The organism is Candidatus Methylomicrobium oryzae (assembly GCF_016745425.1).
Lineage (GTDB): Bacteria > Pseudomonadota > Gammaproteobacteria > Methylococcales > Methylomonadaceae > Methylomicrobium > Methylomicrobium oryzae.
On the sequence record NZ_JAERVK010000005.1, the window covers coordinates 63,902 to 90,482 of the forward strand.

A 26,581-nucleotide genomic window follows, 5' to 3' on the forward strand; every position below is an offset into this window, starting at 1 on the left:
TATATGATTGAGTGGTTGTTTGTTCCTGCGGCCTATCTGATAGGGTCGGTTTCCAGTGCGATTATCATCTGCCGACTGATGGGCCTGCCCGATCCGCGCGAGCAGGGCTCCGGCAATCCGGGAGCGACCAACGTGATGCGGATCGGCGGCAAGAAGGCGGCGGCCGCTACCTTGTCGGGCGATTTGCTGAAGGGGTTGATTCCGGTTTACGCCGCCCATCTGCTCGGTGTGCCGGCCGGATTGCTCGCCGCAACCGGCCTTGCGGCTTTCATCGGGCATCTTTACCCGATCTTTTTCGGCTTTAAAGGCGGCAAGGGCGTTGCGACGACAATCGGCGTGCTGCTCGGCTTTTCCTGGGTGCTGGGCATCGCTTTCGTCGCGACGTGGCTGCTGATGTACAAGGTCGGCAAAATTTCGTCCCTGTCCGCGCTGACGGCGGCGGTGCTGGCGCCGGCCTATGCCTGGTTCATCGTCGGCAATCCGGTGCTGGTCGTAGCGGTGGCGCTGATGACCGCAGTGCTGCTGTGGCGGCATAAAAGCAACATTCAGCGGCTCCTGGCCGGCGAGGAAAAGACGATCAAGTCTTGACGGCCTATCGATTTGACAGTTTCTGCAATTGTAGCCAGGCCTGCGCATCGAAGGGAATTCGTCCAACGAGCCGTGCCTGTGCGGGGCCGGGCAGGTCGGAAGCGTGGCCGACCAGCACTTTTTCGACCGAGACGCCGGCGATGCGGTAGCCGTGTTTGCCGAGTTCCGCTTGAACCGGCTTCAGCAGGTCCCGGTTATAAAGCAGGCGGCCGGTATAGGCGTTGATTTCCGCCTTAACCGGCCGGCCTGTTTTCCTGTTCCAACGCTTATCTCGAGAGGCGGCTTCGGCCAGATAATGCGATAGCCAGGGGTAATCGATCAGCCGGCCGAGCGATAAGGACGTGTATCCGCCCTGCAGTGCGGGCGGTTCGGTTTTGGCGAACGCCGCGTCGAGAAGCGCCAGGATCGTTTGCTGGCCGATATTGCAGGGCCGATAACGCGGATGGTGCGCACGCAGACGCAGGGCATGCCATTCCTCGTCCACTTCGAGGCTGAACGTGCATTCTCCGGTTGGCACGGACACGACCGTCGCCTCCCGGCATGATCCTCCGGCAGGAAGCCACGCCAACAGCCAGCAGGCGATAACAAGGAGGCATTTATGCATGGTTCTGCGACTCCTTTTCCTAAAAATTGATTGTATGTCCTTTTCCGATAGGGATAAAGCCGGTGAACGGCAATTATCTACCGAACAGCAGGGTGCGGGTGCGATCGCCGCAGTTTGCCCGAACCGCCTTGCTTCGAATGAAGATGCGCTTTTATCGGTAAACTGAAAAAGCCGGTGTTTTGCGGGGTAGCCGGTGGAAATTTGGCTGGGCGTCGGGGCTTTAAATCATATGGCACGCTTGGGTATGTCAGAAGGTTGCGGAGGCGATAAAGCGGCTTAGTTTAGGCGATAGTTCTTTATGAATCTCTGTTTATGCAAAAAAGATTATTTTATCTAAGTAGTGCTAATTAACTGATAAAGTTAGTATTAATCATCAGAAAACCGTAATATTCAGAAGACTTTAAAATTTTTTGATTAAAAAATCAAAGCATAGATAGAAAAAAAACTTCCGCTGCTCTTCATAAATATTGTAAGTATTTTATATGTTAAATTGTCCTGAAGAATTTGTTGAAGCGTGCCGGCAAACTTGACAAGACAGGTTGCCCATCTAGAGTGTCGAACCCTTGCTTCCGGCCTTACACAGCCGTTGGATGTTAACCTTATTCTTGCTGACGGGTTTTAGAGTCCAAGCCGGGGAGATTAGCGTCTATGGTCCCGAACAATTCACCCGCAGTACAGGCAATCCGGTCACGGTACAAAAAACCATTACCGTCACTAATCCTTCCGCCTCATATCGCCTGTTTATCGTCAATGGCGGTCTGCAAGACAGGCCCTGAATCGATAAATTGGTCGGCTCCGGCGCCATCTACTGGAACGGTAATCTGGTCGCAGGGCCTTCCCTCTTCAACCCGCAAACACCCACGCTGACGCTGCCGGTTACGGCACAAGCCGTCAATACCTTGATGGTAGAACTGCGCGGTAAACCCGGCGGCAGTATCACGGTGCAACTGTTGCGCAGCAATCAAGCTGCCATCGCCCATGCCGGTGCCGATCAGACATTGTACATGGGTGATCTGGCGGTGCTCGACGGCAGCGCATCGACAGACAGCGACGGTGACCCGTTAAGTTACCGCTGGCGGATTACCGGGGCACCCATCCACAGTTCCGCCCAACTCAGCGATAACACCGCTCTACGCCCTGCGTTTCCGGTTGATGTCCCTGGCCGTTATCAAGTTGAACTCATCGTGAACGATGGTTTTCTCGACAGCGCTCCCGATCAGGTTGTCATCGATACCCGTAATTCCGCACCCGTCGCCAATGCCGGCGCAGACCAGAGCGCCTTTGTCGGCGGCATGGTCTTCCTGGATGGCGGCGCTTCGCATGATGCCGATGGCCAGGTGTTGAGCTACCGCTGGAGCTTAACCGAGAAACCCGCCGCCAGCAGCGCCGTCCTCGTCGACGACCGCTTACAGCAATGCCGTATCGCCATTGATAAACCAGGCCATTACGTCGCCCGGTTGGTCGTGAATGACGGCGAACTGGACAGCGAACCGGATTTTGTCGCCATTGATACGCAAAATACCCGGCCCAGGGCCAATGCCGGCCCGGACCAGACCGATAAAACCGTGGGCGAAACAGTGGAGTTGGACGGTAGCTTATCTGTCGATGCCGAGGGCGATGCATTGACCTATGACTGGTCCCTGCTGCATCAGCCGGCGGGCAGCCAGGCTGTCGTCCTGCACGCCGACCGGGCAAAAGCCGCTTTCACTCCCGATCGGCCGGGCGATTACATCGGCCAGCTGATCGTCAATGACGGTCAGGCGAACAGCGATCCCGACACGGCACGGGTGACCGTATCCGTTGCCGATCCGGTCAATCAGGCCCCCCGGATCACGGCCCAACCTTTAACGACGGCAACGATAGGGGCTGACTACCGTTATGACGTTGACGCCAGCGATGCGGATGGCGATACGCTGACTTACAGCCTTGCCGTGTATCCCGCCAGCATGACCATCGATGCACAGAGCGGCCTGATAGCCTGGACGCCGGCGGCCGGTCAAGCCGGCGTCCAGTCGGTGAATGTGGCCGTGGCCGATGCGAAAGGCGGCAGCGACAGTCAAAGTTACATGCTAACGGTGGCGCCGACGGATTTCATCAGCGTTCCGAATCTGGTCAACTTGAGCCGCACTGCCGCAGAGGCCGCCATTGCCCAGGCCAGATTAAGCGTCGGTACGCTCGATTTTAGCCATAATCCGGCCAGCCCCGGCAGCGTGATAGCGCAAAATCCAGGCCCTGGGGCTTCGGCGGCGGAAGGGGCGGCCGTCTCGCTGACCCTATCGCTCGGTTCCGATCAGGCCTTGCCCCCTGATCCGGCCGTTGTCGCGCCTAAAACCGATGCGACCGTGGCGACGCCGGTTTCCGCCGCGGCCGAGTTTCTCTATTCGGGCAGTCATCCGATCCAGACCGGGGTGGCTTCCGAAGTTCTGGACGCCAAGCGTGTGGCTGTCATGCGGGGTAAAGTGCTCGACAAGCAAAATCATCCGCTGCCCGGCGTGACCGTCACCATCAACCAGCATCCGGAATTGGGCCAGACTTTGAGCCGGGCGGACGGCGCCTTCGATATGGCCGTAAACGGCGGCGGCTTGTTGACGGTGAATTATGCGAAAACCGGCTACCTCAACTCCCAGCGGCAGGTGAATCCGGGTTGGCAAGTCTACCAAGACGTGGAAGACGTGGTGCTGATCGCCAGGGATGCAATCGTCACCACGGTGGATTTGACCGCCGCAACGCCGATGCAAATCGCGCAAGGCAGCAGCCAGACTGACGCAGACGGCACGCGGCAGGCCACTGTGTTAATTCCGCAAGGTACCCAGGCGCAAATCTACCGGCCGGACGGCACAACCATGCCGGTATCCACCCTCAATCTGCGGCTTACCGAATATACCGTCGGCGACAACGGCCCGAAAGCCATGCCGGGGCCTTTGCCGCCCGCCGTCGGCTATACCTATGCGGTGGAAATCGGCGCCGACGAAGCCAACGTCAGCGTTGCCGGCAAAGAAGTACTGTTTAGCCGGCCGGTGTCCTTTTATGTGGACAACTTTCTCGGATTTCCCACCGGAATTCAAGTGCCGGTCGGTTACTACGATAAAGACAAAAGCGCCTGGATACCTGCCCCCGATGGCCGTATCGTCAAGATTGTCGGCATTGCCGGCGGCCTTGCCGACCTGGATACCGACGGCGACAGCGTGGCCGATAACAATCCGGCCCTGGGTGTCACCCAGGTGGAGCGCGCCCAACTCGCCGCCATTTATGCGGTAGGAAAAAGCTTGCAAAGGGTGCCGGTGGATCACTTTTCAACCTACGACCTCAATTATGGCACCAGCCCGGCGCCGGGCTCGCCGCCGCCCCAGCAGAAGCCGCCCAAACCCGATAAGCTGGACGCCCCTTGCCTGGCGGACGGCTCGATCATCGAATGCGAAAACCAGACGCTGGGCGAGACATTGGGCATCACCGGAACGCCTTTCAGCTTGAATTACCGCAGCGACCGGGTGTTGGGCAGAAAGGGAAGCAATACGATACAGATTCCGTTGAGCGGCGCGACAGTGTCCAGCACCCTGCAACGCATCGATCTTGAATTAAGCATCGCGGGCCGGATTATTAACCAGAGCTTCCCGGCTGCGCCCAACCAAAGCCATACCTTTACCTGGGACGGTCTGGACGTTTATGGCCGCACAGTTTCGGGAGAGCAGGCTTTACAGATTCGCATCGGCTATGTCTATCCGGCGTTTTACAATCTGCCGCCGAATCTGGCCGCAAGCTTTGGCACTGTCAGCGGGCAACGCATCCCGGGCGATATTGCCGCCCGTCAGCCAGTCATACTTTGGCAGACATATATAAGCCGTGTCAGTCAACATGATGCTCGTCAGTCTGCGCAAGCGGGATGGGAGATCAGTGTTCATCACCGCTATGATCATCCGCTCAGCCAAATACTTTATCAAGGTGATGGCAGTCAACGTAGCATCGGTACGAGTATCAAAAATGTCATCAACACTGTGGCTGGTGAAAAATACGGATTCAAGGGGGACGGAGGGCCTGCTACGCAAGCTTGGCTTAGAAATCCCTGGGGTATCGCCGTTGCAGCCGAGGGCAGTCTGTATATCAGTGAGTTTAGTAATCAAAGAATTCGCCGGGTGGACCCTAATGGCATTATTACCACGGTAGCGGGCAATGGCACAGGAGGATTTAGCGGCGATGGCGGGCCAGCGACACAGGCACAGCTTAAAAATCCCTGGGGTATCGCCGTTGCAGCCGATGGCAGTTTGTATATCAGCGATTCTGATAACAATAGAATTCGCCGGGTGGACCCTAATGGCATTATCACTACACTGGCGGGTAATGGAACATATGGATTCGGCGGCGATGGCGGGCCAGCTACGCAAGTTTCATTGGACTATGTTTCGGATATCGCAGTTGGAGCCGATGAGCGCTTGTATATCAGCGATGGTAATTATAGAATTCGCCGTGCTTCTCCCGCATTAGCCGGTTTTAACTTGAATGAAGTTCTAATCCCGTCCAAAGACGGCATAGACCTCTACCGCTTCGATCACCAAGGCCGCCACCTCGCCACCCTAAATGCCTTCACCGGCACCACTTTATTAACTTTTACCTACGTTCACAGAGCCGCCTCAGCCGTATTACCGACGCCGACGGTCTGACCACCCGCATTGAGCGGGACGCCCTGGGCAATCCCAGCGCCATCGTCGCGCCTTTCGGCCAGCGCACCACACTGGCAGTGGACAGCAATGGCTACCTCTCCAAGGTTACCAATCCCGCAGGAGAAAGCCATGAAATGGCTTACACCGCCGACGGCTTGCTGACTTCGTTCAAAGATCCGCGCGGCTATGCTTCCACCTTTACTTATGACGCCTCGGGACGGCTGTGGACCGATACCCATGCCGCCAACGGCAGTTCCACGCTAACCCGCACCGAACTGGCTGATGGTCATGCGGTTTCGCTTGCCAGCGCGCTCGATCGGGTCACCACCCATGCGACACGCCATCTCGGTGCCGGCGACCGGGAACGGACGCATACCCGGCCCGACAATACAAGCTCGACAACCTTGGAAAAAACCGACGGCACAGTGGTGACCACAGCGGCCGACGGCACGGTAATTACGTCGGTGCAGGGCCCCGATCCGCGTTTTTCCATGTTGTCGCCGATTACCCGAAGCCTGCAAATCAGCACCGGCGGCCTGACCGCTAACCGGACCGGCCAGCGCACAGCTGTTCTTTCCGGCAATACGTTGAGCCTTGTCACGCTGACGGAGACCGAGACCCTAAACGGCCGCACCCATACCACCGTATACGATGCCGCGAGCAAGACCTTTACCGCCACCAGTCCGGCCGCCCGGCAAACCCGGACCGTCATCGACAGCCAGGGCCGCATCACTGAGACTCAGATGGCCGGCCTCCTGCCCGTCAACCGCACTTACGATCCGCAGGGGCGTTTGGAAACCCTCGTCCAAGGCAGCGGCGCGGATGAGCGGCTCGTCCGCTTCACCTACAATCCGCAAGGCTATCTCGACAGCGTCACCGATCCGCTCGGGCGGCAAGTCAAGTATGAATACGACCTGGCCGGCCGGGTGACCCGGCAAATCCTGCCGGACCACCGCGAGATCCTGTTCGACTACGATGCCGGCGGCAACCGGGTTTCCCTCCTGCCGCCGGGCCGGCCCGAGCACCGCTTTACCTATACGCCGCTCAACCAGGCCGAATCCAGCGTACCGCCGGAGGTCGCCGCCGGGGCCAACAGTACCCTGTATCAGTACGATCCGGACAAACAGTTGACGCAAATCCAGCGCCCGGACGGCCTGACCCTGGACATGGCCTACGACAGCGCCGGCCGCCTCGATAGTCTCACCGTGCCCGAAGGCCGCTACACCTATGCTTACGATCCCGCGACCGGTAAGCTCGCCGGCATCACCACCCCGGACGGGCTGACGCTGAGTGAGACCTACAACGGTGCTTTGCCGTCCCTGGCCGCCTGGTCGGGCGCCGTGAGCGGCAACGTCGGCACAACCTACGACAACGACTTCCGCGTCAACCGCCTCAGCGTCAACGGCGCCGATGCCATCGCCTACGGCTACGATGCCGACAGCCTGTTGATCCAGGCCGGTACCCTCCGCCTCGACCGCGACGCCCAGAACGGCCGGCTCACCGGCACGGTACTGGGCAGCCTGACCGACAGTTACACCTACAACGGTTTCGGCGAAGTCATCGGGTATCGGGCCCGCGCGGCCGGATCGGACCTGTACCAGGCCGGTTTCACCCGCGACCCGCTGGGACGAATCACACAGAAAACCGAAACCTTAGGCGGTAGTACCAAAACCTTCGATTACGCTTACGATGCGGCCGGTCGGCTGGCCGAAGTCAAATTGAACGGTACCGTACAGGTTAGCTACGGCTACGACGATAACGGCAACCGTACCGAGATCAACGGCCAGACTGTCGCCCATTACGATGCCCAGGACCGGCTGCTCGACGATCCCCATGCCGTCTATGCCTACACCGATAACGGCGAGCTGAAAAGCAAGACCGCCGGCACGGCGGCGACCGCCTACCGCTATGACGTACTGGTACTGGGCAACCTGCGCCATGTTGAGTTGCCCGAGGGCACCGCCATCGATTACCTCATCGACGGCCGCAACCGGCGCATCGGCAAGCAAGTGAACGGCGTGTTGACCCAGCCCAGTAGGTCGGGCAACCGCTTTATCGTTGCCCGACGTCCATGGGCGATCCTGCTTCGGAGTATTGCGCGGGTCTGAAACCCTGTCACCTTTTAAGACCTTGTAAATGTCGGGCACAAAAAGCGCGTGCCCGACCTACACGACTCCGCGTAATCTACAGTATAATGAACGGTTTATTTCAGTTCATTGAATTCATTAACATTCCCAAAGGCACCCATGAAGCATTACAAAATCGCCGTCTTGGCCGGTGACGGTATCGGCCCCGAAATTACCCAGGAAGCTCTCAAAGTTCTCAAAGTCGTCGAAGAACGCAACGACGTCACCTTCGAACTGATGCCGGCACTGTTCGGCGCTTGTGCCTATTTCGCGACCGGCGATGCGTTCCCCCAGGCAACGATCGACATTTGCGACCAAGCCGACGCGATTTTGAAAGGCCCGATCGGACTGAGCCACGAGGAATCGAAAAAAATTCCGGTCGACAAGCAGCCCGAACGCGGCGCGCTCTTGCCGCTGCGCCGCCGTTACAATACCTATGCGAACTTCCGTCCGGTATCGCTGCCGAAGGCGCTGGCTCACTTTTCCCCGCTGAAGCCCGAAGTGATCGGCGAAGGGATTGATCTGATCATGGTGCGCGAATTGGTCGGCGGTCTGTATTTCGGCGAAAAAGAAATGGGTGTCAACGAGCAGGGCCTGCGTTATGTGCGCGAAACGCTCGAATACGACGAAGAGCAGATCCGCCGGATCATGCATCAGGCATTCAAGCTGGCGATGAAGCGCCGGAAGCTCTTGCACAACATCCACAAGAGCAACGTGCTGAAATCGAGCGTGCTCTGGAACGAAGTGATGGAAGAAGTCGCGAAGGAATATCCGGAAGTGAAAGTCGTCAATTATCTGGTCGATGCGGCCGCGACCGCGCTGTGCCTGAACCCGGCCCAGTTCGACGTGATGGTGATGGAAAACATGTTCGGCGACATCCTGAGCGACCAGGGCGGCGGCATCCTCGGCTCGTTGGGTCTGATGCCTTCGGCCTGCCTGGGCGACGACAAGGCCTATTATGAGCCCTCGCACGGTTCCGCTCCCGACATCGCCGGCAAGAACATCGCGAACCCGTACTCGATGATCGGCTCGGTCGCAATGATGTTGGAAAACAGCTTCGACATGGCCGACGAGGCGAAGAATGTCTGGGCGGCGATGCAGGGCGTGTTCGCGGACGGCTTCTCGACCGCCGACCTGTCCAAGCCGGGCAGCGGTGTCAAGATGATCAGTACCGTCGAATTCGGCGACAAGGTCGTCGAAAAGCTGCGTGCGATGCCGAAAGTATAAAGATTGCATTGCATGAACTGTGTGAGACGGGGTTCGTCACTCCGTCTCTACCGTTTCACTGATCTCATTCAATCGAAAACCTCTGGCGAGACTGTGCTTGTAGGGCCGTAGGGTACGTACCAATACCGTTAAGTTAAGCCGTCATTCCGGCATCGATTCATGCCAGGCTTTCCGGCCTGGCCCCCTTCGGGTCATGCAAATCTGTTCCAGACAGATGTGTGCCGAGATCCACGACTGCATGGATGCCGCCACGAAAGGGTGGTCTATGGACAGAGGTACGCGCCCAAGGAAGGGCGAGGTAGATCGCGTCGGGAACACGCGATCGACGACCCCACGGATGGGGGAGGTAGATCGCGTCGGGAACACGCGATCGAGGGCAATGCAGGAGCAATTGCCGACGACTGCACGGATGCAGGAGGTAGAGCAATGCAGGAGCAATTGCCGAGGTTACAGGGATGTATCCGAAGTTTGCCATCCCTGGCAGCTGGATTCCGACATTCCCTGCCGGAATGACGTAGTTTTTCTTAACTTAACGCATTGAGGTACGCACCGTGTACCTGGCTCCCGCCAAAAACAGTGGAACACTATGAAAAGGTACGCGGTGCGTACCCTACATCCAGCGATATTTTTCCGAATTTTAACCTTCGAAAGGCTAACCGACTTCTCTCCAATGAACTCGATCTTTGAATTCGCCGAAGCCTGCCTTTACCGGAACGACATCGACGAAAAACTGGCGCTGACGCACCGGGCGATGCAACTCTTGCGGGAAAACCGTTTGCAGTCGGCTTCATCCGGGCAGGTGTTGCCGATCGAGGGTGTCCGGTTTCCAGAGCGGCCGATGCTGTTGCCTCCGCGCGAAATGCCGAGCCGGAAGCTGAACACGCCCGAAGGCGTCGCAGCGTTTTTCCATGCGATCGCGCATGTCGAGTTCGTCGCGATTTACCTGGCCTGGGACTTGCTCTACCGCTTCCGGGGCCTGCCGGAGCAGTTTTATGCGGACTGGCTGCGTGTAGCTGACGAGGAAGCCCAGCATTTCTCATTGATTCGCGAGCATCTGAGGTCGATGGGTGTCGATTACGGCGATCTGCCCGCGCACGGCGGCCTCTGGGAGCATGCGACCGATACGGCGGGGCTCTTGCCGGCACGCCTGGCACTGGTGCCGCGCTGCATGGAGGCGCGGGGACTGGACGTGACCCCGGCGCTGATCGAGAAGTTCCGGCAGGCCGGCGATCAACAAAGCGTCGCGATCCTGACCCGAATCCTGACCGACGAGATCGGTCATGTCGAGCTCGGATCTTACTGGTTTAAGTTCGTTTGCCGGGAAGAGGGGCTGGAACCCGAAGCCGAATACCGCCGCCTCATCGGCGAGTATTACAAAGGCGGACGGCCAAAAGGGCCTTTCAACCGGACATTGCGGATTCAGGCGGGGTTCTCGGATGCCGAGCTGGACTGGCTGGAGGCAGACGGTTAATCCGGCGCGAGTCCGTTTTTAAACGAGGGGCGTAGGGCGGATAAGCGAAGCGCCATCCGCCACTGAAACTCAATCGGCTCTTTCGCCGGCATCAGGACCGGGCAAGGCGGGGTTTATAACCCCGCCTCTACCGTTTCAACATCATTCTCTCGAAATTTCCGTAAAACTCTGCGGGCGGGGCAACATGCCCCATCCAGCGGAGGGCTCTCAAAATCGTGAACCGGTCAGTGTCACATCGGCATCGCGCCATACCTCGGTGAACTGTTTTTTCACGGCTTCCGCTTCTTTCATTTTGCCCTGCTCGAACAGGCTCAACACCAGCCCGTACAGCGACCAGCCGTTCTGCGGATGGCAGCGCAAATCCTGCCGGTAGGCTCGTTCGGCTTCCCGTGCTTTTCCGGCTTCCAATAAAACCGCGCCAAGCACCTGCCGGGGCGGCAGATACCATTCTTTCGGCTCGATGTAGTTGAGTCCGTCTTCGATCTCGACCGCGCGTCGCAAGTGCGCAATTGCCTTCGCGTAATCTTTGCGCAGCGCCGTAATCTCTCCCTCCAGCATTTCGGCGGCAATCTGCAGGATTTTGGTTACCGGATTCTTGTCGGAAAGGGTCATCTTAAGGATAGCCGGGTTATCGAGGATTTGTTCGAGATGCGCGAGCTCCTGCTGCGCCGTTTTGACGTCATCCTTTCTCAGGAGAGCCATCCCGCGCGCATAGTGCCAGACAGCCGTCAGATACAACAGGTCGGGTGGCGGCGCAGGCTCATCGATGATCGCGTCCCACTCGCCGAACAGCGCTTTCGTATACAGCGGGATCGATAGAAAATGCTGTAGCGTGCCGGTGAGTGCGGGTTCGCGCAACAGGTCCTGGCTGACATGGGTGGCGGTGTCGGCGGCGGCCTGCTCGGCCAGCCGTTTCTGGCCGGTCTTGGTCGCGGCGGACCACAAAAAATGGTAATTGTGCGGCACATAGGCCAACTTGTAGATCCCTTCGACTTGATGCGCGTGACTCAGGTAATCCTTGTCGACCTTGACCGCCTGCTGATTGGCCAGGATCGCATCGCGGTAATGCCCGATCCGAATATAGATATGCGCGGGCATGTGTACCAAATGTCCCGAACCCGGCACCAGCGACGGCAGGCGCCGGGCGCTGGGCAGGGCTTTCGAGGTATTCGGCGAAGCCTCCAGCGCATGGATATAGAGATGGTTTGCGAGCGGATTATCCGAGTCGATCGCCAGCGCGTGCTCCAGTGCTGAGACGATTTCCGGCGTCCACGGACGGGCTTCGCCGCGCTTGGTCCAGAAATTCCACGGGTGAAGATCCATCAGGGATTCGGCGAACAAGGCCGCGATATCGGCATCGTCGGGAAAGCGCGCGGCGACTTCGCGCATCGCCTTCGCGTAGGCTTCGTCGAGCGGTTTGCGGTTTTCCGTGGCGCTTTGGCTGTAGCGCTTCGCCAAAGCCGAGATCAGTGCCTGTTCTTTTGGAGTGACGTTTTGGGCAAGCGCCTTTGCCTGCTCCAGCGAGCGGTAGGCGGCGGGTACATCGGCAGGCGACATCGGCGCGTTGATGTTGGGGCCGAGTACCAGCGACTCGCCCCAGTAGCACAGTGCGCAATCAGGGTCGAGGCGGTACGCTTCGCGAAATGAGCGGGCGGCTTCCTGATGGTTGAAGCCATAGGCCAGAATCAGCCCCTGGTCGAAGTAGCGCTGTGCTTCGGAAATGTGGGTCGTTACCGGATAACGGTGCGTGCCGAGGCCGGCAAACAGCGGCTGTCCGGGTTTCAAGGCAGCGGTTTGAACCGATGGGCCGGCACAGCCGGCGAGCGCCGAGATGCAAAAGGCGGCCAAAAATACCAAAGGATGTAATTTTAGCCGGGGATAAAAGGCTTCGGTTAGCATATCCCCCACCTCCTGTTAATGGGTTTTCCCGCGACGTTGTCCGGACGGAGCGGTGCGCGGCTGATGAGGTTGTCCGGCAAAGAGCGGGCATGCCGGGGTTCTATGGGATAGTATTGCGCGGCAGTCCCGCCGTCAACCCTTGCCGACAACCCGGTGCTCGATGATGTTCTGCACGACCGAAGGGTCGGCCAGTGTCGAGGTATCGCCGAGATTGTCCAGTTCGCCCGCCGCGACCTTGCGCAGAATCCGGCGCATGATCTTGCCCGAACGCGTTTTCGGCAGCGAGGGCGCCCATTGGATGATGTCCGGGTGCGCGATCGGGCCGATTTCCTTCCGGACCAGTTCGTCCAGCTCTTTTCTGAGCTGCTCGCTCGGTTCGACGCCCGCGTTCAGCGTCACATAGGCATAGATGCCCTGGCCCTTGATGTTGTGGGGATAGCCGACCACCGCCGCTTCCGCGACCGACTCGTGCAGCACCAGCGCGCTTTCGATCTCGGCCGTGCCTAATCGGTGGCCCGACACGTTCAATACGTCGTCGATCCGGCCGGTGATCCAGTAATAGCCGTCGGCATCGCGTTTGGCGCCGTCGCCGCTGTAATAAAAACCGGGGGCCTTGCTGAAATAGGTGTCGATGTAGAGCTTATGGTCGCCGTAGATCGTCCGCGCCTGTCCCGGCCAGGAGCGCGCGATCACCAGGCTGCCTTCAGCGGCGCCTTCGAGGATTCGGCCGTTCGTGTCGAGAATCTCCGGCTTAATCCCGAAAAACGGCAGCGTAGCCGAGCCGGGTTTCAGGCCGGTCGCGCCCGGCAGCGGGGTAATCATGATCCCGCCGGTTTCGGTCTGCCACCAGGTATCCATGATCGGGCGCGTACCGCCGCCGACCACGTGATAGTACCATTCCCAGGCTTCCGGATTGATCGGCTCGCCGACGCTGCCGAGGATTCGGAGGCTCTGTCGGGAGGTTTGATTGACGTAATGATCGCCTTGCGCCATCAATGCGCGGATCGCGGTCGGGGCGGTGTAAAAAATATTGACCTTGTGCTTGTCGACCACCTGCCAGAAGCGGTCCGGTCCCGGATAAGTCGGCACGCCCTCGAACATCAGCGTCGTCGCACCGTTGCAGAGCGGGCCGTAGATCACGTAGGAATGGCCGGTCACCCAGCCGATGTCGGCGGTGCACCAATAAATGTCGCCGTCGTGATAATCGAACACGTACTTGTGGGTTATTGCAGCATACAGGAGATAGCCGCCGGTCGTATGCAGCATCCCTTTCGGCTTGCCGGTCGAGCCGGAGGTATAAAGGATGAACAGCGGGTCTTCGGCATCCATCGGCTCCGGCGGGCACTCGGCGGAGGCGGTGACCATCGCTTCGTGATACCAGAGGTCGCGGCCTTCTAGCCAGTCGATTTTGCCGCCGGTATTCTTGATCACGATGATCTTTTCCAGCATCGGGCAATGGATGGCGGCTTCGTCCACGTTCGCCTTCAGCGGCACGATTTTACCGCCCCGGTAGCCTTCGTCCGCGCAGACTACGAATTTGCTGCCGCAATCCAGAATCCGGTCTTTCAAGGCCTCGGCCGAAAAGCCTCCGAACACGACCGAATGTACCGCGCCGATTCGCGCGCAGGCGAGCATCACCGCCGCCGCCTCGGCGATCATCGGCAGATAGATGCAGACCCGGTCGCCTTTTTTAACGCCCTGGGCTTTCAGTACGTTCGCAAAGCGGCAGACCTCTTCGAAGAGTTCTCGGTAAGTGATTTTCCGGTCGTGCGCCGGATTATCGCCTTCCCAGATGATCGCGACCTGATCGCCGCGCTTGTCCAGATGGCGGTCCAGGCAGTTCACGCTGACGTTCAGCTTGCCGCCGTCGAACCAGCGGATATGCGCCGATTTGAAATCATAATCCGAAACGGTACGCCAACGCTCGTCCCAGTCCAGAAACCGCTCCGCCTGCTCGGCCCAGAATGTCTCGGGTTCGGCGAGCGAGCGTTGATAGAGGGCATGGTAGGCCTCGCGATTGATATGCGCCTGGGCGGCGGTTTCGGGCTTTACCGGATAGACACGATCCTCAGACATGAAACGAATCCTTTTATATTTGAATGCGACGGATTAAGGGGGTATTGACACAAAAACGCATCTTATCAAACTGTCGGTTGTTTCCAGTAAAAAATTCCGTCGGAAAAGGCTGGAGGAGGATCGAGGAGCGTTATATATGAGGCCGGCGTGAGAGGAAAGGAAAGCGCTGAGTCCGGTTGTTCGAACGGATCATTCGCCGCAACGATGACGAGCCCAAAATGTTTTTATTTGTTGCCCATCCGATTTTAGTGGATACGCTTTTTACGGGATAAGTTAAGCTTAACAATAAGTTATTGTTTTTTTGTTTGTTTTTTCATTAATGTCAGGAAGACGATAAAGATTGACATCAATGCTTATTAAGCGCCTACTGGCCTTTTAGCGGTTTAGGAAAAATTCAAAAACTGGCTAATTCAAATGATTTCCTACTAACCGCGCCCCGGGGCTTTATCCTGGGAATGGAGAGATAATGATGACTATATCGCAAAGAATAAGGCAGGACATTGCCTCTCCTTTTCTGGACATAGACGTGTTGAATGTCGTCGTTCATCGTCGAGCTGTCATCTATGATGAAGCGCGCTTGCCCGGTTATCTTTTCAGGAGCGGCGATTACTTTGTGACCGATGGTTCCGGGAGTTGCGTTTATCGGGCAGTCAATGCTGACTTTGAAAGAGTGTGGGCGGGCGGCGAATGGGCTGGTGAGAAAAAGCCTAATAGTTAAGGTTGTACCGATGGAATAAAATAGGCAATGGCTGAATCGATCTTTGCAGAGCTTTGAGTGGTTAGGCCAGCCCAACCCGCATTTCCGTTCCCACGCCGGCGCATGGGAACGAGGAGAAGAAGGCTTGATTAAGACGCCGCCAGTCCGGCGATGTTGTAGCCGCAATCGACGTAAGTCACTTCGCCGGTGACGCCGGAGGCGAGGTCCGAGCACAGGAACGCAGCGACATTGCCGACCTCTTCGATCGTGACGTTGCGCTTCAGCGGAGCGGTATCGGCGGCCTTGCTCAGCATTGCCTTGAAGTTGTTGATCCCGGAAGCGGCCAGGGTCCGGATCGGGCCGGCCGAAATCGCGTTCACGCGCGTGCCTTCCGCGCCCAGCGCGACCGCCATGTAGCGCACGTTCGCTTCCAGGCTCGCTTTCGCGACGCCCATCACGTTGTAGTTCGGAATTGCGCGTTCGGCGCCGAGGTAGGTCAGGGTCAAGAGCGAGCCGTTGCGGCCCGCCATCATGTTCCGGCCGGCCTTCGCCAGCGCGGTAAAACTGTATGAACTGATGTCGTGCGCAATCCGGAAATTGTCGCGGGTCGTCGCGTTCACGTAATCGCCTTCCAGCGCATCGCGCGGCGCGAACGCGACCGAGTGCACGATCCCGTCGAGCCCGTCCCAATGCTGGCCCAGCACCTTGAAGACATTCTCGATGTGGTCGTCGTTGCTCACGTCGCATTCGACGGTGATGTTGGAACCGCATTCGGCAGCCATTTCCTCGACCCGGCTCTGCAGCTTGTCGTTTTGAAAGGTGAACGCCAATTCGGCGCCTTCCCGGTGCATCGCCTTCGCGATTCCCCAGGCAATCGAGCGATTGCTCGCCAGACCGACAATCAAGACACGTTTGCCCTGCATGAATCCCATTCTGATCTCCCCTTATTATTGTTGATATATTGTTTTCCGCCGTGCCTGCTTCGCGAGCGAAAAATCCGGCATCGTCCTGCAAACACGATAAAATAGACCGCAAAGTATCCACGACCACTCCTGCGATGTCCAGTCTTTTGTCATCCAAATTTCGGCCTGCCGGCGTTTTGCCTTTCGTGCTGTTTTGCCTGGCGGTTGCGCTGATTCCGGCCGGTTGTACCGGCGCGCTCTGGAACGATCCTTACCCGCCCGAGGACGACAAGCAGGCGGTCCTGTACCAATCATTCGCGGAACGGCCGAAGCACTTGGATCCGGCAGTCGCCTACAGCGAGAACGAATATGCGTTCATCGCGCAGATTTACGAGCCGCCGCTGCAATACCATTATCTGAAGCGGCCTTATCAACTGGTGCCGCTGACGGTCACGCGCCTGCCCGAGATTACCTACTACGATCGGCAGGGGCAAAAGCTGGCCCCGGATGCGAATCCGCAAGGCATCGCTTACAGCGACTACCTGCTCGAAATCAAGCCCGGCATCCGCTTCCAGCCGCACCCCGCTTTCGCGCAGGATCAGGGTGGGCAATACCGCTATCACCAACTCGATAGCGGCAAAATAGATTCACTCTCGACCCTGAGCGATTTTGCCGAAACCGGCACGCGCGAATTGACCGCCGACGATTATGTCTACCAGATCAAGCGGCTGGCCTATCCCAAAACGCAGTCGCCGATCGCGGAAATCATGAAGGGCTATATCGTCGGTTTCGACGAGTTCGCCAGACAAAGCGCGGACAAGCCCAGGACGGCGCTAAGGACGCTGCCGATGAGCGGTGTCGAAGTGTTGGGCCGCTACCGTTACAAGATCCGGATCAAGGGCAAATATCCGCAGTTCAGCTACTGGCTGGCCATGCCGTTTTTCGCGCCGATGCCGTGGGAGGCCGATGCGTTCTACGGCCAGCCGGGGCTCGATGACAAGAACGTCACGCTGGACTGGTATCCGGTCGGCAGCGGGCCTTATTATCTGGCCGAAAACAATCCGAACCGGCGGATGCTGCTGCTGAAAAACCCGAATTTTCATCCGGAAAGTTATCCGGTCGAAGGCGAGCCGGGCGATGCCGAGAAGGGGCTTTTAAAAGATGCGGGCAAGCCGTTGCCGTTCATCGACAAGGTAGTCTTCACGCTCGAGAAAGAAACGATTCCGAGCTGGAGCAAGTTTCTGCAGGGCTATTACGATGCCTCGGGCATCGCCTCCGACAGTTTCGACCAGGCGGTCCAGTTTACCGGCGGCGGGATCACGTTGACCGACAGCCTGAAAGAGAAGGGCATCCGCCTGCAGACTTCGGTCGAAACCTCGATCTTCTACATGGGCTTCAACATGCTCGATGCGACGGTCGGCGGCGACAGCGAGATGAGCCGGAAACTGCGTCAGGCGATCGCGATCGCGGTCGATTACGAGGAGTTCATCGCAATCTTCCGGAACGAGCGCGGGGTTCCCGCCCAGGGCGCGATTCCGCCCGGCATTTTCGGCAACGAATCGGGCGAGGCTGGCGTCAACCGCTACGTCTACGATTGGAACAACGGCAAACCGCAGCGTAAGTCGATCGAAGCGGCCCGCCGGCTGATCGCGGAAGCCGGCTATCCGAACGGCATCGATCCGAAGACCAAAGCCCCGCTGATTCTGTACTTCGACACCGTCGCGACCAATGCCGACGACAAGCCGCTGATGAACTGGTACCGCAAGCAGTTCCAGAAGCTCGGCATTCAGCTGGTGATCCGCGCGACCGATTACAACCGCTTTCAGCAGAAAATGAGTTCCGGCAATGCGCAGATTTTTACCTGGGGCTGGAACGCCGATTACCCGGACCCGGAAAATTTCTTTTCACTGCTGTACGGGCCGAACGGCAAGGTCAAGCAAAGCGGCGAGAATGCCGGCAACTACCGGAATCCCGAATTCGACCATTTGTTCGAACAGATGCGCAATATGGAGAACGGCCGGCTGCGCCTCGAAATCATCCGGCAGATGCAGGAGATCATCCGCCGCGATGCGCCGTGGGTATTCGGTTTTCACCCGAAGACCTTTTCGCTGTACCATGGCTGGACGAGTAACCTAAAGCCGAACCTGATGGCGAACAACCGGACCAAATATATCCGGATCGATCCGGTACAGCGCGCCGAGCTCCGCAAACAATGGAATCGGCCGGTGCTCTGGCCTCTTGCTATCGGCGGCGCGGTTTTGATCCTGCTGCTCATGCCCGCGGTCAGCGCCTACCGACGCCGCACCCACCGGCCCGTCTCCGACGCATTGAAGATTCAAACGGAAGCTACCCGATGATCTACTACATTATCCGCCGCCTGTTGTATGCGGTTCCAATCCTGCTCGGGATCAATGTTCTGACCTTCGTGCTGTTCTTCGTCGTGAACAGCCCCAACGACATGGCCCGGATGCAGCTCGGCCTGAAGCATGTAACCCCGCAGGCGATCCAGAACTGGAAACAGCAGCACGGCTACGACAAGCCGCTGCTCTGGAACGAAAAGGCCAAGGGCGGCGACAAGCTCACCGAGACGATTTTTTACCGGAAGACGGTCGGCCTGTTTCTGTTCCGTTTCGGCGTGTCCGACAGCGGCCGCAACATCGGCGCGGACATCCGGCAGCGCATGTGGCCGAGTCTAGCGCTTGCGCTGCCGACGCTGGCGGTGGGCCTGTTGGTCAACATCGGCTTCGCGCTGCTGATGGTGTTGTTCCGAGGCAGCTATCTCGAATTCGGCGGGCTGGTGCTGTGCGTGATCCTGATGTCGATCTCGTCCTTGTTTTACATCATCGGCGGCCAGTTCGCGATCGGCAAGCTGATGAAACTGGTCCCGATTTCCGGCTATGACGAAGGTTTCGGCGCGTTCAAGTTTCTGATCCTGCCGGTCGTGATCGGGGTGGTTTCGGGCATCGGCTCGGGCGTGCGCTGGTACCGGACCCTGTTCCTCGAAGAAGTCGGCAAGGACTACGTCCGCACCGCTCGCGCCAAAGGTCTGACCGAAACCCAGGCCCTGTTCCGGCACGTACTGCCGAACGCGATGATCCCGATCCTGACCGGCGTGGTGGTGGTATTGCCGCTCCTGTTCATGGGCAGCCTGATCATGGAGTCGTTCTTCGGTATCCCAGGGCTAGGCAGCTACACGATCGACGCGATCAACAGCCAGGATTTCGCGATGGTGCGGGCGATGGTGTTTCTGGGGTCGATTCTGTATGTGCTGGGGCTGTTGTTGACGGATGTTTCTTATACGCTGGTGGATCCGCGAGTGAGGTTGTCTTAGACGATGTGAGAAAGGACCGTAGGATGTGCTGAACGAAGTGAAGCGCATCGCTCGCATCGTTCGTGATTGATGCGCCTCCTGACGTCGGCACATCCTACGCCTTTTTAACGGCTTCATGGAGATAGGTTACTTGCTTCGATAACCGAACAAATGGAGACAAAATGACCGAATACCGCCGCGCCTACGTCCCCGGCGCGTCATGGTTTTTCACTGTGAATCTGGCCGAGGACCGTAGGATGTGCTGAACGAAGTGAAGCGCATCGCTCTCATCGTTCGCATTGCTCGCGATTGATGCGCCTCCTGCGTCGGCACATCCTACACCTATACTGTTTGACTGAAGGAAATAAAAATGACCGAATACCGCCGCGCCTACGTTCCCGGTGCATCGTGGTTTTTTACGGTGAATCTGGCCGAACGTAAAGGTAACCATTTATTGACGGATAAAATCGATTTGCTGCGAGAGGCATTTGAATACACCAAGTCGCGTCATCCTTTCCGTATGGATGCGGTGGTGGTTATGCCCGACCATTTGCACTGCATCTGGACATTGCCTCCCAATGATGCTGATTTCCCGTTGCGTTGGAGTATGTTGAAAGGCTATTTTTCGCGAAACATCGAAAACCGCGAACGAATTTCCGCCAGCCGAAAATCCCGTAGGGAAAGAGGAATATGGCAGCGCCGTTTCTGGGAGCATCTTTTGCGCGATCAAACGGACTTCAACCGCCATGCCGATTATATCCATTGGAACCCGGTCAAACACGGCTGGGTAGAGCGGGTTCGGGATTGGCCTTATTCGAGTTTCCATCGTTATGTGGAGCAAGGGATTTATCCGGAGAATTGGGGAAATGACGAACGTCTGGATATTATTGATGGGATCGAATATCTTGAATGAGGTTTTCAAGCGATGCGCCTCCTTATGTCGGCACATCCTACGATCCTGTTAGGACCGTAGGATGTGCTGAACGAAGTGAAGCGCATCGCTCGCGATTGATGCGCCTCCTGACGTCGGCACATCCTACGATCCTGTTTGGGAAAGATAACGCGGTATAATAGGCATTTTAACTCTCCGCACCGCTCATGAATCTGCAATGGAAAACCTTTCTGCTCTCTGAGCAGGCTGCGATCGACGGTGCTGATCGTGTCGTTTTTGCCGACTCCCAAACCGGTCAGCCTCGCATCTATCCTGTTTCTCACTTGGGCATTCTGTCCGCCTCCGGCAAGGACGCGGCCAAGCTGCTGCAAGGCCAGGCTACCTGCAACGTGTTCGAAGTAAGCGCAAACCAGGCCCGGATCGGCGCGTTCTGCAATCCGAAAGGCCGCGCGATCGCGACGTTTCTGCTTGCGAAACACGCGGACGATTACCTGCTCGTGCTGCCGCTGGAGCAGCTCGAAGCGATCAGGAAACACCTGCAGAAATACGTGCTGCGCGCGGACGTGAAATTGGCCGACCGTTCCGACGATTTCTGCCTACTGGGGTTGAGCCGGAACGAGGCAAGTGCCGGGCAGTTGTTTGCGGCTCGCGCTGACGACGGCGCGGTTTGGATTGAACTGGCTCCGGCCCGCACGCTGGTAATTGCCGAGCCGGAGCAGGCGATCAAGCTCTGGGCCGACTATCGGAATCAGCGAGGCTTTGCGCCCGGCAGTTCGGAAGACTGGCGCCTGCTCGACCTGCTCGGCGGCATTCCCTGGCTCTCCCCGGCGACTGCCGAGGAACACGTCCCGCAGATGCTGAACCTGGATAAACTGGACGGGATCAGCTTTACCAAAGGCTGTTACACCGGCCAGGAAATCGTCGCGCGGACCCATTACCTCGGCAAGTCCAAACGCGCGCTGTTTCTGGCCGAGTGCGCGCTCGAGCAAGCGCCCGAGCCGAATGCGGCGATCGTCGACCGGGACGGCGGCGAGCAGAGCCGCGGCCAAGTGCTGACAGCACTCAGCCGTGACGGCATCTGCCATCTGCTCGCGGTGCTGCTGGTCAACGAAAGCGGCGACTACGATCCGGTCTTGAAGGACCGCCCCGACATCTTCCTCCGTTTGTTACCTTTACCCAACGCATGAACGATCAAGCCATTCTGAACTTCCGCCGCCTGGGCCTTCTGACCATTTTGGCGGTATATCTGGTGATCCTGGCCGGCGGCATCGTCCGGGCCTCCGGCGCGGGCATGGGCTGCCCGGACTGGCCGACCTGCTTCGGCCAATGGGTGCCGCCGACCGACGAATCGCAGCTGCCGGCCAACTACCATGAAATCTACGCGCAGCGCGGTTACGAAAATACCCAGTTCAACCCGGTCAAGACCTGGACCGAATATTCGAACCGGCTGGTCGGCGCAACCACCGGCATTCTGGTGCTGTTGACCGCCTGGGCGTCGCGGATTTTTCTACGCCGCGACAAGACAATCTTCTATCTGTCGCTGACCAACCTGTTCCTGATCGGCTTTCAGGGCTGGCTCGGCTCGTCGGTCGTCGCGAGCAACCTGAAACCGTACATGATCACGCTGCACATGCTGATGGCGTTGTTGATCGTGGCGCTGGTGATCTACACGATCGCCCGCTCGCAGCGGGAGACGTTTGCGAATATCGACAGCAGCGCCTTGCCGCCGCGTTTCAAAACGGTGCTGGCGGCCGCGATGGGGATGACCCTGCTGCAGGTCGCGATGGGCACGCAGGTGCGCGAGACGGTCGATTTCCTTTCGCACTCGGCCAACTCCATCGACCGGCAGTTCTGGCGCGAGGGTTTTCCGATCATTTTCTACGTGCACCGGTCGTTCTCGTCGATCATCCTGCTCACCAACCTTTGGCTGTTCTGGAAGCTGCGCCGGACGCTGTCCCGGCAAAGCCTTTTGGTCCGAACCGGTTACGTGCTGCTCGGCCTGATCGTGACCGCCATTCTCGCCGGCGTTTCGCTGGACCGTCTCGGCATGCCGCCGGTTGCGCAGCCGATTCATCTCTTGATGGCGAACCTGATCTTCGGAGTGCAGTTTTTCCTGTTTATTGCGCTGCGTTATTCGTCGGGTACCGGTAAACAAGCAAGCGCCGGGGAGATATTGCAGAATAATTAAAACCGTTTCCACGCGTTGCGCTCATCGTTATACACATACGGAGTTTGATCCGATCAACGGACCGGCAGGCGTCCAAGGCTGGCTTTGGACCATTCCTAAATACGACGTTCAAAGCAAGCTTTTCAAAGCAAGCTTTGAACTCCACGGCGCCAGTGAGGCGTTATGCGATCGCGTTTAGCGGGCGGCGTTATTTCGGCGGTCCGTTCCTGTTGGACAACCTAATCGGTGCGGACCGGGTCTAAAAATAAAGCGATCCGGCCCTGCTTAGGATCTGGCCGATATTAACTTCCCGGTAGGGGTGGTAGACCCGCCAAGTTTTTAAAACCTGGCAGGTCTTGGGTCGGGAAATTATTTGGAGCCAAATCCTTAAGGGATGCCGATTGAAATGGGGAGCGATTCCGTTTACATTGGCCGAATGCTGCCGGCAGCCGGACAACAACTTTACCGACTTTAAAGGAGGATTCCATGTTTCCGATTCGCGATGAAAATCCCACCATCCGTACCCCTGTTGCCACGCTCGGACTGATCGGCTTGAATCTTCTGATCTGGATTTTTGTGCAGGGCGCCGGCAGCGAAGTGCCGCTGGTCAAATCGCTGTGCCTGTACAGCCTGATTCCGGGCGAGCTGTTGAATTCCGCGCCGGTCGGCACGCGCCTGCAGTTGACGGATGACCTGGTCTGCGTGCTCGACGGCAAGGAAAGCCTTTCTACCCTGATTACGCATGCGTTCCTGCACGGCAGCTGGTTCCATATCATCAGCAACCTTTGGTTCCTGTGGATTTTCGGCGACAACGTCGAGGATGCGATGGGACCTTTCCGTTTTCTCGGCTTCTATGCGATATGCATTCTGGCCGCCGCGGGGGCACAGATCATGGCCGACCCGGGCGCAATCACCCCGATGGTCGGCGCATCCGGCGCGATCGGCGGAGTCATGGGCGCCTACGCCCGGCTTTACCCGCGGGCCTATGTGCACACGCTGATCCCGCTGGGGTTCTTCATCACGACTGCCGCGATTCCGGCCGTTTATATGCTGGGCTACTGGTTTTTCCTCCAGTTGATCAGCGCGGTCCCGGCCATCGGAGGTCCTGCGCAGATCGCCTTCTGGGCGCATGCGGGCGGATTTGTTGCCGGCCTCTTGCTGATCAAGCCGATCAGCCGGCAGGATTACCTCGACGAACATAACCGGTTGACGCCGAATCAGAGCGCGAAGTACCGGCTTTAATTCCCTCATAGGTACGCTGCGCGTGCCGCTTTTGAAAACGTGTAGATAATCGTAGCCAATGACTGCAGGTTTGATGATGGCTGTGCGCTAGACGCAGCCATATCGAACGAAATGACAGTGGTTCGCGCAACGTACCCGGCTGCCCATACCCTCCATTCCGTCACAGTCCTACCGCCACAAGAAGCGGAGGTTAAGGCACGGAACAGATTATGAGGCGCGCCGCGCCAAATCGGGGGATCGATCTCCCGGCCCCATTTTCTGCTCCAGTAACATCGAGCGAAGGCGCATGAGATGGGCCTCGTTTTCCTCGGCGTTTTTTTCGTAAATCTGTTTCATGTGCGGATTGTTTTCCTTGTGCGCCAGATTTTTCTGCAGATTCTGGCGTTCTTCGAACATCCTCAATGCGATCCACAGCGTTTCCTCGATCTTTTCCCGCTGATCGTCCAATAGCGTTGCGGAGGTAAACGTATGCCCGGTATAACAACGATATCTCCTTTGCTCGTCCGGATTTTCCATTTCCCAGAGCATGCCGCCGCAGCTGGGGCACGTGTAAGGCGTCTGATTTCCCAGCGAGCCCATTTCTTCGATGCCGGCAACGACGCGCTCGGAAATCTCCGCCTCGATCCGTATATCTTCCGGGATTACCGCGCTCGTCCGGGGGATTTCCCGAACGAGCTTTTCCAGCAGCGGCCCCATGTCGGCCACCGGCACGCAATAATCGACATGGCCGGTATTGAGTGCGCTTTGGGGCATGTCCGGATAGGGGGCGTCGTCCGGATCCTGGACGACAGTCACGCCGCCGCAGCGGTGAACCGCAATTAATCCGGAAGTCCCGTCGTCGAGCATGCCGGTCAGGATCACTCCGATGACGCGTGGGCCGTGCGCAACCGCCGCCGAACGGAACAACGGGTCCACCGCCGGTCGGTAGCGGTTTTCCGGCGCTCCCCGGCGAAGAAGAAGAGAATTCTCCTTCACCAGAAGATGGGTATCGGGCGGCGCCAGATAAATCTTCCGCTGCTCAAACACCTCGCCGTCTTTGGCCAGTTTGCACTCGAACGCTTGATATTGCCCCAGTTTTTGCAGCAGCCCGAGGGGCGTGAGTTCGGGATGCAGATGCTGAACGATGAAAATCGCCGCCGGCAATCCGTCGGGCAGCCCGCCGATCAGCCGATCAAGTGTTTCCATGCCACCGGCCGAAGTGCCGATCACAACAATGTCGCGGCCTTGTGTTGACATGCCTGCTCCTCATTTTCCGCAATGAACTCTTGTAAAGCCATAAATTTTCGATGCGGTAGCTGCCGATTCGGTTCAAGCGCATTAAAGAGATTTTCTTTCTCCAGACCGTTTGAGGGTTATTGCACAGCAAAGGTGCGCCCTATGACCGAAATTGCACCATAGATGAGCGTTTATCCCTATTGGCGTGCAGCCGGAAAAACAATCCCTGCCTGGACAGGTTGCTCTAATTCATTGTTTTATCTATGACCTTCGGTTCGGCGTGAATCATGCAGAAAGCCATTTCCGATGTGGCATTCATTCTGCATAGACGTTGCATGCAACAAGGTATGCAAATGGTTTTTATTCATTCTTGAGGTCACTATGAAAGTTGCTGAGGCATGGCTGTGTTCTTTTTTTCGGCGCGGAAGGCAGGAATGGCTGGCGTTCCTGTTCATCTCGTTCGCGATGGCCGCGCCGCTGCATGCGGAGGAGGCCGTGGTCGGATTCCTCTATGTCGGCTCCAAGGCCGATTACGGCTATAACCAGGCCCATGCGCAGGGCGCGGCGGCGGTTAAGGCGATGCCCGGCGTCAAGGTGATCGAGGAGGAAAACGTGCCGGAAACGATCGCGGTGCAGAATTCGATGGAAAGCATGATCAACCTGGACGGCGCCAAACTGATCTTTCCGACCTCGTTCGGCTATTACGATCCGCACGTCTTAACCGTGGCGCCCCAATATCCGGGGACGACTTTCTTGCATGCCGGCGGCCTTTATCAGGAAGGCAAGCACCCGGCCAACGCCGGCAGTTATTTCGGTTATATCGATGAAGCGCAGTATATCGCCGGGATCGTCGCGGGCGGTACCTCGAAAACCGGCAAGCTCGGCTTCATCGCCGCCAAGCCGATCCCGCAGGTGCTGCGCAACATCAACTCCTTTACGTTGGGCGCGCAAAGCGTGAACCCCAAGATTACTACGCAGGTGATTTTCACCGGCGACTGGGCGCTGCCGGTCAAAGAAGCCGAAGCGGCCAACAGCCTGATCGACCAGGGCATCGATGTGATCACCATGCACGTGGACAGCCCGAAAGTGATCATCGAGATCTGCGAGCGCCGCGGCATTTATTCGAGCGGCTATCACGCCGACCAGTCCGAACTGGCGCCGAAGGGGTATCTGACCGGCGCGGAATGGAACTGGCCGAAGGTGTACACCGATTTCGTCAAGCTGCTGCAGGAAGGCAAGCCGTTCCCGCATCTGCTTCGGGGCGGCCTGAAGGAAGGCATCGTCAAGAATTCGAAATACGGCCCTGCGGTCAGCGCCAAGACGATCGAGCTGGCCGAGGCCGCAAAGGCCAAGTTCATGGCCGGCGAGATGGTCATCTATAAAGGCGAGCTGAAGGACAACAAGGGCAAGGTGGTGATTCCGGCCGGCCAGTCGCTGCCGCAGACCGACATCAAGCTGGAGTCGATGGACTATCTGGTCGCCGGCGTGATCGGCAGCACCGGTTCGTGAC

Annotated in this window: 20 protein-coding genes; 15 read left to right on the top strand and 5 right to left on the bottom strand. The window is 58.0% G+C overall.

Translation table 11 applies throughout. The features are described 5' to 3' along the window. Positions 1-3: 3 nt before the first annotated feature. On the top strand, positions 4-588 hold the full coding sequence (gene plsY, locus JJL52_RS06900; protein WP_202051673.1) for a glycerol-3-phosphate 1-O-acyltransferase PlsY: 585 nt from the start codon (positions 4-6) through the stop codon (positions 586-588). A 4-nt stretch (positions 589-592) separates the two neighbouring features. Here the strand turns inward: plsY and JJL52_RS06905 are convergent, their stop codons facing one another. Beyond that, the gene (locus JJL52_RS06905; RefSeq protein WP_202051674.1) at positions 593-1,192 is read right to left on the bottom strand and encodes a hypothetical protein; all 600 of its coding nucleotides are present in this window, start codon (positions 1,190-1,192) and stop codon (positions 593-595) included. Here JJL52_RS06905 and JJL52_RS06910 point away from each other — a divergent pair. The 6 genes from JJL52_RS06910 (at position 1,191) to JJL52_RS06935 (ending at position 10,671) form a co-directional block, all read left to right on the top strand. Beyond that, complete coding sequence (locus JJL52_RS06910) at positions 1,191-1,358, top strand: hypothetical protein (RefSeq protein ID WP_202051675.1); 168 nt, start codon at positions 1,191-1,193, stop codon at positions 1,356-1,358. The two genes, JJL52_RS06905 and JJL52_RS06910, sit on opposite strands and share 2 nt — an antisense overlap. 424 nt (positions 1,359-1,782) lie before the next feature. Then, positions 1,783-1,968: a hypothetical protein gene (locus JJL52_RS06915; protein ID WP_202051676.1), complete on the top strand. Its 186-nt coding sequence runs from the start codon at positions 1,783-1,785 to the stop codon at positions 1,966-1,968. Between the two features lie 9 nt (positions 1,969-1,977). Further along, on the top strand, positions 1,978-5,847 hold the full coding sequence (locus tag JJL52_RS06920) for a PKD domain-containing protein (RefSeq protein WP_202051677.1): 3,870 nt from the start codon (positions 1,978-1,980) through the stop codon (positions 5,845-5,847). A gap of 8 nt (positions 5,848-5,855) precedes the next feature. Further along, positions 5,856-7,955: a hypothetical protein gene (locus tag JJL52_RS06925; RefSeq protein ID WP_494545878.1), complete on the top strand. Its 2,100-nt coding sequence runs from the start codon at positions 5,856-5,858 to the stop codon at positions 7,953-7,955. Positions 7,956-8,093: 138 nt separating this feature from the next. Next, the gene (leuB, locus tag JJL52_RS06930) at positions 8,094-9,200 is read left to right on the top strand and encodes a 3-isopropylmalate dehydrogenase (protein ID WP_202051679.1); all 1,107 of its coding nucleotides are present in this window, start codon (positions 8,094-8,096) and stop codon (positions 9,198-9,200) included. 670 nt (positions 9,201-9,870) lie between these two features. Further along, positions 9,871-10,671 (top strand): ferritin-like domain-containing protein, encoded by an 801-nt coding sequence (locus tag JJL52_RS06935; RefSeq protein ID WP_202051680.1) that lies wholly within the window; start codon positions 9,871-9,873, stop codon positions 10,669-10,671. 207 nt (positions 10,672-10,878) lie between these two features. On the opposite strand, the gene JJL52_RS06940 is transcribed toward JJL52_RS06935, so the two are convergent. Both JJL52_RS06940 and acs read right to left on the bottom strand, forming a co-directional pair. Beyond that, positions 10,879-12,570, bottom strand: coding sequence for a tetratricopeptide repeat protein (locus tag JJL52_RS06940; protein ID WP_202051681.1), 1,692 nt, complete (start codon positions 12,568-12,570; stop codon positions 10,879-10,881). 132 nt (positions 12,571-12,702) lie between these two features. Continuing rightward, complete coding sequence (gene acs, locus JJL52_RS06945; protein ID WP_202051682.1) at positions 12,703-14,646, bottom strand: acetate--CoA ligase; 1,944 nt, start codon at positions 14,644-14,646, stop codon at positions 12,703-12,705. A gap of 469 nt (positions 14,647-15,115) precedes the next feature. Between acs and JJL52_RS06950 the strand changes: the two genes are divergently transcribed. After that, a complete protein-coding gene (locus JJL52_RS06950) occupies positions 15,116-15,364 on the top strand; it encodes a hypothetical protein (protein WP_236994109.1) in 249 nt (82 codons plus the stop codon). 128 nt (positions 15,365-15,492) lie between these two features. Here JJL52_RS06950 and JJL52_RS06955 read toward each other — a convergent pair whose 3' ends face one another. Next, positions 15,493-16,275, bottom strand: coding sequence for an enoyl-ACP reductase FabI (locus tag JJL52_RS06955; RefSeq protein ID WP_202051684.1), 783 nt, complete (start codon positions 16,273-16,275; stop codon positions 15,493-15,495). A gap of 125 nt (positions 16,276-16,400) precedes the next feature. On the opposite strand from JJL52_RS06955, the gene JJL52_RS06960 reads away from it, so the two are divergent. From JJL52_RS06960 to JJL52_RS06985, 6 genes are all read left to right on the top strand, one after another. Next, a complete protein-coding gene (locus JJL52_RS06960) occupies positions 16,401-18,602 on the top strand; it encodes an ABC transporter substrate-binding protein (protein WP_202051851.1) in 2,202 nt (733 codons plus the stop codon). Beyond that, the gene (locus JJL52_RS06965; RefSeq protein WP_202051685.1) at positions 18,599-19,576 is read left to right on the top strand and encodes an ABC transporter permease; all 978 of its coding nucleotides are present in this window, start codon (positions 18,599-18,601) and stop codon (positions 19,574-19,576) included. The genes JJL52_RS06960 and JJL52_RS06965 overlap by 4 nt, the downstream gene beginning before the upstream one ends. 349 nt (positions 19,577-19,925) lie before the next feature. Then, positions 19,926-20,468, top strand: coding sequence for an REP-associated tyrosine transposase (locus JJL52_RS06970; RefSeq protein WP_202051686.1), 543 nt, complete (start codon positions 19,926-19,928; stop codon positions 20,466-20,468). A 185-nt stretch (positions 20,469-20,653) separates the two neighbouring features. Further along, the gene (ygfZ, locus tag JJL52_RS06975; protein ID WP_202051687.1) at positions 20,654-21,634 is read left to right on the top strand and encodes a CAF17-like 4Fe-4S cluster assembly/insertion protein YgfZ; all 981 of its coding nucleotides are present in this window, start codon (positions 20,654-20,656) and stop codon (positions 21,632-21,634) included. Continuing rightward, positions 21,631-22,635 carry a COX15/CtaA family protein gene (locus JJL52_RS06980; RefSeq protein WP_202051688.1) on the top strand — a complete coding sequence of 335 codons (1,005 nt, stop codon included), beginning with the start codon at positions 21,631-21,633 and terminating at the stop codon, positions 22,633-22,635. Before ygfZ ends, JJL52_RS06980 begins: the two co-directional genes overlap by 4 nt. Positions 22,636-23,100: 465 nt before the next feature. Beyond that, positions 23,101-23,856 carry a rhomboid family intramembrane serine protease gene (locus JJL52_RS06985; RefSeq protein WP_202051689.1) on the top strand — a complete coding sequence of 252 codons (756 nt, stop codon included), beginning with the start codon at positions 23,101-23,103 and terminating at the stop codon, positions 23,854-23,856. A gap of 207 nt (positions 23,857-24,063) precedes the next feature. Here JJL52_RS06985 and JJL52_RS06990 read toward each other — a convergent pair whose 3' ends face one another. Continuing rightward, the gene (locus JJL52_RS06990) at positions 24,064-25,092 is read right to left on the bottom strand and encodes a chemotaxis protein CheB (RefSeq protein ID WP_202051690.1); all 1,029 of its coding nucleotides are present in this window, start codon (positions 25,090-25,092) and stop codon (positions 24,064-24,066) included. A gap of 360 nt (positions 25,093-25,452) precedes the next feature. Between JJL52_RS06990 and JJL52_RS06995 the strand changes: the two genes are divergently transcribed. After that, a complete protein-coding gene (locus tag JJL52_RS06995) occupies positions 25,453-26,580 on the top strand; it encodes a BMP family ABC transporter substrate-binding protein (protein WP_236994110.1) in 1,128 nt (375 codons plus the stop codon). The last annotated feature ends 1 nt before the right edge of the window (position 26,581 follow it).